This is a genomic window from Thiohalocapsa sp. (genome assembly GCF_019695415.1).
Taxonomy (GTDB): domain Bacteria; phylum Pseudomonadota; class Gammaproteobacteria; order Chromatiales; family Chromatiaceae; genus Thiohalocapsa.
The window spans coordinates 1-11,079 of the sequence record NZ_JAIFKJ010000101.1 but is presented as its reverse complement, the minus strand read 5'-3'; the positions used below and the strand labels follow the sequence as shown (position 1 = coordinate 11,079).

The 11,079-nt window shown below is 66.4% G+C and carries 14 protein-coding genes; 1 reads left to right on the top strand and 13 read right to left on the bottom strand.

Features of this window, described 5'->3' with window-relative positions; genetic code table 11:
- From I6U14_RS02125 to fur, 7 genes are all read right to left on the bottom strand, one after another.
- A partial coding sequence (locus I6U14_RS02125; RefSeq protein ID WP_296896499.1) for an S-methyl-5'-thioinosine phosphorylase occupies positions 1–646 on the bottom strand: 646 nt, incomplete at its 3' end.
- A gap of 245 nt (positions 647–891) precedes the next feature.
- The gene (locus tag I6U14_RS02120) at positions 892–1,344 is read right to left on the bottom strand and encodes a hemerythrin domain-containing protein (RefSeq protein WP_296896497.1); all 453 of its coding nucleotides are present in this window, start codon (positions 1,342–1,344) and stop codon (positions 892–894) included.
- Between the two features lie 159 nt (positions 1,345–1,503).
- Positions 1,504–2,055: a hypoxanthine-guanine phosphoribosyltransferase gene (locus I6U14_RS02115; protein WP_296896505.1), complete on the bottom strand. Its 552-nt coding sequence runs from the start codon at positions 2,053–2,055 to the stop codon at positions 1,504–1,506.
- A gap of 77 nt (positions 2,056–2,132) precedes the next feature.
- Positions 2,133–2,942 (bottom strand): ABC transporter permease, encoded by an 810-nt coding sequence (locus tag I6U14_RS02110; RefSeq protein ID WP_367115612.1) that lies wholly within the window; start codon positions 2,940–2,942, stop codon positions 2,133–2,135.
- Positions 2,943–2,967: 25 nt separating this feature from the next.
- Entirely contained in the window at positions 2,968–3,888 is a 921-nt protein-coding gene (nikB, locus tag I6U14_RS02105) for a nickel ABC transporter permease (RefSeq protein ID WP_296896493.1), read from the bottom strand.
- A 28-nt stretch (positions 3,889–3,916) separates the two neighbouring features.
- Positions 3,917–4,390 (bottom strand): L,D-transpeptidase, encoded by a 474-nt coding sequence (locus I6U14_RS02100; RefSeq protein WP_296896491.1) that lies wholly within the window; start codon positions 4,388–4,390, stop codon positions 3,917–3,919.
- 36 nt (positions 4,391–4,426) lie between these two features.
- Positions 4,427–4,843 carry a ferric iron uptake transcriptional regulator gene (fur, locus tag I6U14_RS02095; protein WP_296896503.1) on the bottom strand — a complete coding sequence of 139 codons (417 nt, stop codon included), beginning with the start codon at positions 4,841–4,843 and terminating at the stop codon, positions 4,427–4,429.
- Positions 4,844–5,070: 227 nt separating this feature from the next.
- Here fur and I6U14_RS02090 point away from each other — a divergent pair, with 227 nt between their 5' ends.
- Positions 5,071–5,562, top strand: a complete 492-nt coding sequence (locus tag I6U14_RS02090) for an outer membrane protein assembly factor BamE (RefSeq protein WP_296896489.1) — start codon at positions 5,071–5,073, stop codon at positions 5,560–5,562.
- 31 nt (positions 5,563–5,593) lie between these two features.
- Here I6U14_RS02090 and I6U14_RS02085 read toward each other — a convergent pair whose 3' ends face one another.
- The 6 genes from I6U14_RS02085 to I6U14_RS02060 all read right to left on the bottom strand — a co-directional run.
- Complete coding sequence (locus I6U14_RS02085; RefSeq protein WP_296896487.1) at positions 5,594–5,920, bottom strand: RnfH family protein; 327 nt, start codon at positions 5,918–5,920, stop codon at positions 5,594–5,596.
- Positions 5,913–6,347: a type II toxin-antitoxin system RatA family toxin gene (locus tag I6U14_RS02080; RefSeq protein WP_296896485.1), complete on the bottom strand. Its 435-nt coding sequence runs from the start codon at positions 6,345–6,347 to the stop codon at positions 5,913–5,915. The genes I6U14_RS02085 and I6U14_RS02080 overlap by 8 nt, the downstream gene beginning before the upstream one ends.
- A 1-nt stretch (position 6,348) precedes the next feature.
- Entirely contained in the window at positions 6,349–7,719 is a 1,371-nt protein-coding gene (locus I6U14_RS02075; protein ID WP_296896483.1) for a sodium-dependent transporter, read from the bottom strand.
- Positions 7,720–7,824: 105 nt separating this feature from the next.
- Positions 7,825–9,165 (bottom strand): phosphoglucosamine mutase, encoded by a 1,341-nt coding sequence (gene glmM / locus I6U14_RS02070; RefSeq protein ID WP_296896481.1) that lies wholly within the window; start codon positions 9,163–9,165, stop codon positions 7,825–7,827.
- Positions 9,162–9,974, bottom strand: a complete 813-nt coding sequence (folP, locus tag I6U14_RS02065) for a dihydropteroate synthase (RefSeq protein WP_296896501.1) — start codon at positions 9,972–9,974, stop codon at positions 9,162–9,164. Before folP ends, glmM begins: the two co-directional genes overlap by 4 nt.
- A gap of 104 nt (positions 9,975–10,078) precedes the next feature.
- The coding region (locus I6U14_RS02060; RefSeq protein WP_367115611.1) for an ATP-dependent metallopeptidase FtsH/Yme1/Tma family protein at positions 10,079–11,079 on the bottom strand (1,001 nt) is incomplete at its 5' end.

The following is an 11,079-nucleotide window of genomic DNA, read 5'->3' as shown; positions in this document are numbered from 1 at the left end:
CCCCGTCCCCCGGCGCCCGCGTGGCGACGGAGGCGTGCTGCTCGTAGTTGAGGTCGGTCGCGCGCGCCAGCGCCGCCCCCGGCAGGGCCGTCATCCCCACGAAGCCGCAGCCGGCGCGCGCTCGCCGTCGAATCTCAGCGGCAGTCTCGAGGCGCGGCCCTTGGGTGACGCCATAGGGGCCGCGGGCGCGCATTTGCATGCCGAGCGCCGCGCCCGCTGCCAACAGACGCTCGCGGAGTGCCGACGCGAACGGTGCGGTGAAGTCTACGTGCACGACGTCGCCGTCGGCGCCGTCATAGAAGGTGCCGAGGCGGCCCCATGTGTAGTCGATGAGCTGGTCCGGCACGCACAGCCGCAGCGGTCCGCAGTCGGCAGCAATGCCACCGACGGCTCCCAGTGCCACGATGTCCGTTACGCCCCGGTCGGCCAGAGCCTGAACGTTGGCGCGGTAGTTGATGGCGTGCGGCGGGATGCTGTGACCGGCGCCGTGGCGCGGCAGGAAGCAGAATTCATTGCCGCCGTGGCGCAGCGTCAACAGCTCCGCGGACGGTGCGCCGTAGGCAGTGTCCGCCCACACCCGCTGCCTGACTTCCACATCCGGCAGCGCTGTGAAGCCGGACCCGCCGATGATGCCGAGAAGGCCCATGCACGTGCTCCATGGCCGCCCCGAGGCGGCCTGCGGCGCAGCGCAGAGGGCGCCCGAGGGACGTTAGCGACAAAACGCGCGCAGTCTACGCGCCGGCGCCGTTTGCGGCAAACCGACCTGGGCTCACGCTGCTGCAGACAGCAAAAAGCCGGCGCCCAAGGCGCCGGCCGTGTACAGCTGCAGCTCGGACGCGAGCGCGCCGGCCGCATGATGAGGCCGGCGCCGCACGGCGGCTGCGTTTGCAGTCAGACCCGTTGTTCGGCGTATGAGGCGAACATGCCGATCTCGACGAGCTTCGGGAAGAGCACTTGCTCCTCCCGATCGATACGGTAGCTCAGCATGTCGAAGATCTCCCGGGACTCTTCCAGGAATTCCTCCGTGAAATTGAAATCGCAATCCTTGAGCCACTTGCGGTAGTACTCATCGAAGGTCCGGCGTAACGGCTTCTCTCCGCTGATGAAGCCCCAGGCGATGGACTTGACCTTCGGGTCTTCGTGGATCAGCAGATTCGGGTAGAGCTGCCGATCCTCATCTGCCAAATGCGCTTTGACCTTCTTCGCGAGGTCGCACATGAGCTCGTAAGCGGTCTTGGCGTTGGGCCGGATCTTGAGCTGATCCAAGGTCATGATGGAGCGCAGATCGTCGATCATCTGGCGCAGCTCGGCGTGGCTATTACGGTAGCCATCGAGTGATTGCATAAACCCATCCTCCTCGTTCGCTGCGGTGAGCCGTCGATACAGATCGACAAGCGCCGCGTGCGGAATGCTTGTGTTGGTTTAAACCATTGGACGCTCAATGTCAAAAAGCCCTTAATTATATTAGCGTTTTACCGAGCACGGACCTTGCTGCCGATACGCTCAGACATCCTCGTCGGCGGCGGCGTAAATGCCCGGCAGATTACGGAAGTAGCGCTTGTAGTCCAGTCCGTAGCCCATGACGTAACGGTTCGGCAGCGTGAGCCCGGTGATATCGGGCCGATACTCGGTTTCCGCAGCGCCCTCTTTCAACGCCAGAACCGCGGTAGTGACGCTGGCCGCGCCGTCCTCAGCGCAGGCCGCCGCAATGGCCTCCATGGTGTGGCCCTGGTCGAAGATATCGTCGACCACGAGCACATGCTCCCCGCGCACAGCCTCCACCGGCCGATGCTGCCAGTGGAGATCTGCACCGCTCAGTGCGCCCCGATAGCGGGTGGCGTGGGCGTAGTCCAGTCGCAAAGGGAACTGCAGCCGCGGCAGCAGCAGCCCGGCGACCACAATGCCCCCGGTGACCACGGCGAGGACCAGCGGGTCCTTGTCGCCGAGGCCGGCGGCCACCTCCGCCGCCATGTCGTCGAGGGCCGCATCCACTGCCGCTCGGTCGGCGAGACATTCCGCACGCGAGAGGACGGCTGCGTAGTGTTCCGCGGGCATCTTGTCCAAGAGGGCTCCTCCTGTGGGTTGCGGGCTTGCGTTGGGTGCGGGGCGGGCGGATCGCCGGAGCAGAAGCTTCAGCGCCGTGCGATACGCACATCCAGTCGGTCGCGGAGGCGATCGCCCAGCAGATTCACGGCGAGCACAACAAGCATCAGTGCTGCTCCCGGGGCCGCGACGAGATGCGGCGCAGTTAACATGTGCGACACGCCGTCGCGGATCATGCTGCCCCAGGACGCCGCCGGCGGCTGCACGCCGAGCCCGAGAAAGGATAACCCAGCCTCGGCGACCACCGCAGCGGCGACGCCGAAAGTGGCCTCCACAATGAGCGGCGCGGCCGCGAGGGGCAGCAGGTGGCGCAACAGGATGCGCGCCGGTCGGGCGCCGAGTGCACGCGCGGCGAGCACATGGTCGCGGGTACGCAGCGACAGGACCTGCGCGCGCACTAGGCGTGCGTAGCCCACCCAGCTCACCACAGCGAGCGCGATGACCAGGTTACCGAGCCCGGGACCGAGAATCCCGGCCAGCGCAATGGCCAACAGAATGCCCGGAAAGGCCAGGAAGACATCGATAATCCGAACGATGACGAGGTCGAGCCAACCGCCGGCAAAGCCGGCGATGCCTCCCACCAGCGCTCCCAAGCTGACGGACAGCAGCACGACGCCGAAGCCCACGGCCAGCGACGTGCCTGCCCCTGCCGCGAGCCGCGCCAGCACTGGGCGCCCGAGATCGTCGGCGCCGAGTGGCAACGATGCTGAAGGCGGCGCCAGGATGCGCGGCAGGTCAACGGTTTGGGCCGAGGCTGCCAGAAGTGGGCCCGCTAAAGCGGCGAGTACCCAGGCCAGGAGGACCAACCACGGGAAGGCCCGCAACAGAGCCCGCAGCATGGACCCGGCGGCCAGCCCCGGCGGCTCAACGGTTGCCAATGCGCGGGTCGATCCAGGCATAGGCTAGATCCGTCAGGGCGTTGACCAACACGTAGCTCAGGCTGATGAGCAGGACACAGCCCTGCACCACCGGGAAGTCCCGCGCTTTGATGGACTCCACCAGCAGGCTGCCGATGCCGGGCCATGCGAATACGGTCTCCGTGATCACGGCGCCCGCCAGAAGGCCGCCGAGCTGCAAGCCGATCACAGTGAGCACAGGGAGCCAGGCATTGCGCAGGGCGTGGCGCCACAGCACCGCCGTCTCGCCGAGGCCCTTGGCTCGGGCGGTCCGGACGTAGTCTTCGTTAAGCACCTCAAGCAAGCTCGCCCGCACCATACGGGCGAGTACGGCGGCGAGCGCAGTGCCAAGAGTGATCGCGGGCAGCACGATAGACAGTGCAGTCTCGTCGCCGCTCACCGGCGTCCAGCCGAGCCACAGCGAGAACACGAGGATCAACAGCGGACCGAGCCAGAAATTGGGGATGGACACCCCGAGCAGCGACAGCGTCATCGCCGCGGAGTCCAGGGCCGTGCCACGCAAGCGCGCCGCCAGCACGCCGAGCGGCAGCGCGAGCCCCAACGCGATGCCGAGGGCCGCCGCCGCCAGGCGCAGGGTCGCGGGCAGCCGCTCGCCGAGGATGGCCGCCACCGGGCGCTGATCCAGAAAGGACTGCCCCAAATCCAAGCGCAGGAGCCCAAGCAGATAGCGCCGATACTGCTCCCACAACGGTAGATCGAGGCCCAGTGCAGCCTGCAGCGCGGCGCGGTCTGCGGCTTGCGCACGCTCGCCGAGCATGGCCTCCACAGGGTCGCCCGGTACCAAGTGGATCAGCAGAAACACCAGCGTGCAGACGCCAAGCACCACCACCAGGGCGCTGCCGAGCCGGGTCAGGATGTTCGCAGACACGCCGCTCGCAATCCGTCCGCAAACGGCTTCAGCAGATGTCCACGGGGGTGCCAACGCCCACGGCGTCGAATAGCGCGACGAGATCGGCGTCGCGCATGCGGATACACCCGTGGGAGCGGGGCACGCCCATGGGCTCCGTGGGCGGGCAGCCGTGGATGTAGATAAAGCGGCGCAGGGTGTCGACATTACCGCCGCGATTGCGTCCGCGCTCCGTGCCGGTAAGCCAGAGGATGCGTGTCAAGATCCAGTCCCGTTGGGGCTGCGCGACACCCAGCGCCGGCGAATAGACCTCGCCAGTCCAGCGGCGTCCTCGAAAGACGGCACCGACTGGACAATTGGCACCGATCTTGAGCCGCACCCGATGCTGCCCGCGGGGCGTGCAGCCACTCCCGGTCTGCTCACCGGGGCCGTTGGCCCCGGTGGAGACCTGGTAGACAACCGAGCGGTCGCCCGCACGCAGCGTCAGCGTCTGTTGCGATAGATCGATATGGATCGACGGCATGGTGCGGCGCACCGTAGAGGCGCAGCTTGCCTAGGGTCAGGTCGCCTCCCGGCACTGCTTGCACACGCCGTAGATGATCAGCGAATGGTCCTCGATCTCGAAGCCATGCTCAGCGGCGATAGCACGCTGGCGCTCCTCGATAATCTCCGAGACGAACTCCACCACCTTGCCGCACTTGACGCATACCAGGTGGTCATGATGGGCACCACGATTGAGCTCGAACACCGACTGTCCACCCTCGAAGTGGTGGCGGCAAACGAGCCCGGCCCCTTCGAATTGGGTCAACACCCGGTAGATGGTGGCAAGACCGATTTCCTCGCCGGCGGCGAGGAGCTCCTTGTAGACATCCTCAGCACTCAAATGCCGCAGCTCGCTCGTCTCCAGCACATTGAGGATCTTGACCCGGGGCAGTGTGACCTTGAGCCCGGCCTGCTTGATCTGTTGGTTCTCCATCATCGCCTCATGCCCCCCGTAGGCCGAACCGCCCTCACCGGACGGCCGTTTCGCGGCCGGCGGCGAATGCTGAAAGCGCGCCGGCTGGGTTAGACTTGCGCCACCGACCCGCTGTTGGGAACAACGCCCGGCGCAGCAGCTGCAGCCGGGCACGCCAACCACGCGGCGCCGATCTGCTGCGCTGCCACGGCGAAGCGCGGACAGCCGCCACAGAATCAACTGACCCGATGCGAAAGATTGTCATTCTCCTCGTCATTCTGACTATTGCCGCACAAATTGGATGTGCACGCAACAAGAAGGCCGACGAGTACCACGACGACTCGGTCCTCTCGAACCTGCCCTTCGTCTACAAGATGCCGGTACAGCAGGGCAACATCGTCACCAAGGACATGTTGGACGAGCTGCAGATGGGCATGACGAAGGCGCAGGTGCGCTACCTGCTGGGCACCCCCCTGCTGACCGACATGTTTCACACCAATCGGTGGGACTACACCTACACCATGCAGCGGGGCAATGCGCCCATGGAAAAGAAGCCGCTGACGCTCTTCTTCGAGGACGATGCCCTGGTACGCATTCAAGGCTTCGTGCCGCCAGACCCCGACCAGGGCATCCCGGGTGAGGACAACCCGGAGGTGGTCGTGAAGGTGCCCGATTGGAACGAGAACCGCGGCATCATCGGGCGCACGCTGGATGCAGTGGGCCTAGAGCCGAAAGACTAAGCGCCCACCGCGGCGGGGGCATTGACGGGGGTTAGGCCTCTGTCCCGTCGCGCTTGGCCGCACCCTGTTTCGTCCCAGTGTCCGCTGCGCGCGCCTTGCGCGCCTGCTTCGGGTCGGCAATGAGCGGCGGGTAGATCTCCACCCGGTCGCCGTCGGCGAGCGGCGTGTCCAGCTTTGCGACCTTGCCGAAGACGCCCACCTTGTTAACGTCTAGATCGATCTCCGGAAACCGCTGCATGATGCCGGATCGCTCGATGGCGTCGGCTATGGTGAGCCCCGTCGGCCCCTGTACCGGCAGCAGGGCCTGCGCTGCCTCGCGGGCATAGGCCACTTCCACCCGAATCTGCTCGTCAGTCACCGTATACCTCGTCGGCGCGTTTGCAGAAGGCGTCCACCAGCGAATTGGCAATGGTGCCGAAGACCCCGCCGAACGCCTTATCGATGAGTCGGCCGGAAAACTCGAAATCGAGCTCCAACTCCACTTTGCAGGCATCCTCCCGCAGTGCCTTGAAGGTCCAGAGCCCTGTCAGCTTGCGGAATGGGCCATCCATGAGGTCGATGTACATGCGCTCCGGCGGCTCGATGCGGTTGCAAGTCGAGAAGGTCTGCCGCACGCCCATGCGCGCCACCTCAATGCGGCCGCAGATCTCATCGTCAGTCGCCGACAGGAGCTTGGCGGACTGACACCACGGCAGGAAATTCGGATAGCCCTCCACATCGGCCACGAGGCGGAACATCTCATCCGCTGAATGCCGCACGAGCGCGCTTTTCTTGATGACCGGCACGTCAGATCAGCCCGATAGCGTGGAGAAAGACCAGCACGACGCAAGCCGGCGCCACGAAGCGCACCAGGACCCACCAGGCCCGAAAGGCCAGGGAGCTCCCGCGCAGGCCAAGCTCGTCCTCGCTCGAGGCGCGGCGCATGATCCAGCCGGCGAAGATGGCGATGAACACACCGCCCAGGGGCAGCAGCACATTGGCCGTGACATAGTCGAACAGGTCCAGAAAGCCCTTGCCGAAGACCGTGATGTCGGACCAGACGTTCAGCGACAGCAGGCAAGCGATACCAAGCAGCCAGACCACAACACCACCCAGGGCCGCCGCGCGGGGCCGGCTGAAGCCGCGGTTCTCCACCAGCCAGGCCACCATGGGCTCCAACAGGGAAATGGCCGAGGTCCAGGCGGCGAACACCAGCAGCACGAAGAACACGGTGCCGAACAGGGCCCCGCCGGGCATCTGGCCAAAGGCGATGGGGAGGGTCTGGAAAATGAGCCCCGGCCCGCTGCCCGGCTCCAGTCCGTTGGCCAGTACGATCGGGAAGATGGCCATGCCGGCCAGCAGCGCCACCAGGGTATCCATACCGGCGATGATGATGGCGTTCTGGCCGATGGAGGCGCGGCTGTTGAGATAGGAGCCGTAGATCATGATGGCACCCATGCCTAGGCTCAACGAGAAAAACGCCTGGCCCATGGCACTGAGGACAGCCTCTCCCGGATGGGCACCAAGCTCGGCGAAATCCGGATAGAACATGTACTCGAGGCCGGCGGCGAAGTCACCCGCCTGGGCCGCGTAGAACACCATCAACGCCAGCAGCACAAACAGCGCCGGCATGAGCCAGCGTACGGCCCGCTCCAGGCCGCTCGCAACGCCCCGTGCCACCACGAGCACGGTCATGACCATGAAGATGGTGTGCCAGGCAAGCAAGCGCTCCGGGTCCGCCACCAGCGCACTGAACAGAGCCTCCGCAGCAGCCGCATCGGCACCGCTGAAGGTGCCCGCCCCCGCGCGGACCACATAAGCGAGTGTCCAGCCGGCGATGACACTGTAGAAGGAAAGAATCAGAAAGCCCGCGAGAATCCCCATCCAGCCCAGCAGCTGCCACAGGGGGCTCACGCCCTCGTCCCGGGCCAGCGCACGCATGGTGTTGATGGGGCTCTGACGACCGCGGCGCCCAATCATGACCTCCGCCATCATGATGGGCAGACCGATTGCCGCGACGCAGGCCAGGTAGACCAGCACGAAAGCACCGCCGCCGTACTCGCCGGCGGTATAGGGAAAACGCCAGACATTGCCGAGACCCACGGCGGAGCCTGTGGCGGCGAGAATGAACGCCAGCCGCGAGGACCACATGCCATGGATGGAGGTCGTCGATGACATGGAATGCTGCTCCTGTTGGGGATTCTCCTGCAGACGCCCGACGGGCACGCCAGGGCGGAGGACCGGATGGGGCGAAGGCCACCGCCGGGGCGCCCGCCGACAGGCTCAGGCGCCGATCTCGGCGCGCACCGTCTCCGCCAGTTGCTCGGCGAGCCTCTGCACCAGCTCCGGCTCCATGCCCTCCACCATTACGCGGACCACTGGCTCGGTGCCCGAGGGACGCAACAGCACCCGGCCCTGCCCGGCGAGCTCGGCCTCCGCAGCCTCGATGGCGGTGCGCACCTGCGGCAGCGTGGTGGGGTCCATGCGCCGCTCCAGCCGAACGTTGACCAGCACCTGCGGGTAGTGCTCCACAGCGGCGGCCGCCGCCGCCAACGTCTGCCCCTGCTCTGCCAACGCCGCCAGCACCTGCAGGGCCGCAATGATGCCATCGCCGGTGGAGGTCCGATCACGGCAGATGATGTGCCCGGACGGCTCACCGCCGAGCACCCCGCCGGTGAGCTTGAGGTGCTCCATGATGTAGCGATCGCCCACCTTGGTGCGCTCGAAGGTCACGTCAAGGCGGCGCAGCGCCAGCTCCAGCCCCAGGTTGCTCATCAACGTACCGACGACCGGCCCGGTGAGACAGCCTGCACCGTGCCGGGAGCTGGCGATGATGTAGATGAGCGCGTCTCCGTCCACGACGGTCCCCGCGGCGTCGACCATCATCAGCCGATCACCGTCGCCATCGAAGGCGATGCCGAGATCCGCCTGCTCTTCCAGCACCCGCTTCGCCAGGGCTTCCGGCTTGGTAGAGCCCACATCGCGATTGATGTTGAGCCCGTCCGGCGCGGCGCCGATGGTCACCACCTCGGCGCCCAGCTCTTCGAAGACATAGGGCGCGATGTTATAGGTCGCACCGTGGGCGCAATCGATGACGATCTTGAGCCCTTTCAGCGAAAGCGCTTGCGGGAAGCTGCCCTTGCAGAACTCGATGTAGCGCCCGGCCGCATCGTCCACGCGCTTGACCTTGCCGAGCTCGGCAGTGCGCACCGTGACAAGGGGGCGGTCGATCTCGGCCTCGATGGCCAGCTCGATGTCGTCGGCCAGCTTGTCCCCGTCGCCGGAGAAGAACTTGATGCCGTTGTCGTCATACGGATTGTGCGATGCGGTGATGACGATGCCCGCGGCGGCGCGGAAGGTGCGTGTCAAATAGGCCACGCCGGGCGTGGGCATCGGTCCGAGCAGCCGAATGTCCATACCCGCCGCCACCAGCCCCGCTTCCAGAGCAGACTCGAACATGTAGCCCGAGATGCGGGTGTCCTTGCCAATGAGCACGGTGCCGCCTGCGGTCCCTCCGAGCACCCGACCCGCGGCCCAGCCAAGCTTCACCACAAAGTCCGGGCTAATGGTAGGCTCACCGACGCGACCGCGGATGCCGTCGGTGCCGAAGTATTTTCGCTTCAACCGAGTTCCCCTCGAACGGCGGGCGTGCCTTCTGCTGCTGCGGCAACGGCCGTGACGACCTTGAGCGCATCAACGGTGGCGGCGACGTCGTGCACCCGCAGGATGCGCGCACCACTATGGGCAGCAATCACCGCGGCAGCGAGACTCGCTGGAAGCCGCTCATCCACCCCTCGCCCGGTGAGTACGCCAAGCATCGACTTGCGCGAGATGCCTACGAGCAGCGGCGGACCCAGCCGCGCCAGCTCAGGGAGCCGCGCCAAAAGTGCGAGATTATGCGCCAAGCGCTTGCCGAAGCCAAAGCCCGGATCGACGATCAGACGCTCTTCCGCCAGCCCGGCGGCGCGGCAGGCCGCGACCCGCGCCTCGAGGAATGCCGCGACCTCGGCCACGACATCGGTATAGCTCGGCGCCTCCTGCATGGTGCGGGGCTCCCCCTGCATGTGCATCAGGCACACCGGCAGGCCTAACGCGACGGCCGCCGCCAAGGCGCCCGGCTCGCGCAACGCGCGCACGTCGTTGATCAGGGTTGCACCGGCGTCTGCCGCCGCCCGCATCACCTCAGGCTTCGACGTATCCACGGAAATGGGCACTGGCAGTCTGCGGGCCAGGGCCTCGATGACGGGCACCACGCGCCGGAGCTCGTCCGCGGCGGATACGGCCGCCGCCCCGGGCCGTGTGGACTCGCCGCCGACGTCGACGACGGCGGCGCCTTCGCCCACCATTTGCTCCGCCCGTCGCAGTGCTGCATCGGCACCAAAAAAATCACCCCCGTCCGAGAAGGAATCGGGGGTGACATTGAGCACGCCCATCACCACGGGCGCGCTGAGGTCGAGGCGGTGATCGCCGCAGGGGAGTATCGGTCCTGTGGCACCTGCTGCGGCCGGCGACGTGGCGCCGGCCGCTCCGCTGTCGCTCAATGCTCGCCCGCGGGACCGCCGATTGGTCCACCCGAGGGCCGCGGGCCCGCTTCGGGCTTGCTGCCTGTCGCGGGCGCTGGCGCATCAGCGCTCCCGCTTGGCGGTTCCGCGTCGTCGGCGGTCCACTGCTTCGGCGGCCGGGGCTCACGGCCTTCCATGATGTCCGTGATCTGATCGGAGTCGATGGTCTCGTACTTGATCAGCGCCTGCGCCATGGCGTGAAGCTTGTCCATGTTCTCTTCAAGGAGACTCTTCGCCCGCTCGTAGTTGCGGTCGATGAAGTTGCGGATCTCCTTGTCGATCAGGTGCGAGGTCTCGTCCGACACGTTCTTGTGCTGGGTCACGGAGTGGCCGAGGAAGACCTCTTGCTCGTCCTCGCTGTAGGTGAGCGGCCCGAGCTTATCCGACAGGCCCCACTTGGTGACCATGTTCCGGGCGAGCTCCGTCGCCCGCTGGATGTCATTGGATGCACCCGTGGTGACCATCTCCGGCCCGAAAATCAGCTCCTCGGCGAGACGACCGCCGAACAGCGACGAGATTTGGCTCTCGAGCCGCTGCTTGCTGTAGCTGAAGCGGTCGTCCTCGGGCAAGAAGAGCGTCACGCCGAGGGCCCGCCCGCGCGGGATGATGCTCACCTTATGCACGGGGTCGTGCTCTGGCACCAGCCGCCCGACGATGGCGTGACCGGACTCGTGATAGGCGGTGAGCTTCTTCTCGTCGTCAGACATGACCATGGAGCGCCGCTCGGTGCCCATCATGATCTTGTCCTTGGCCTTCTCCATGTCCTCCATGTCCACGAGGCGCTTATTGGCACGGGCTGCAAAAAGCGCCGCCTCGTTGACCAGATTGGCCAAATCGGCGCCCGAGAAGCCGGGCGTGCCGCGAGCGATGACCGAGGCCACCACATCGTCGGCGCTCGGCACCTTGCGCATGTGCACCTTCAGGATCTGCTCGCGGCCGCGCACGTCCGGCAGCGGCACGACGACCTGGCGGTCGA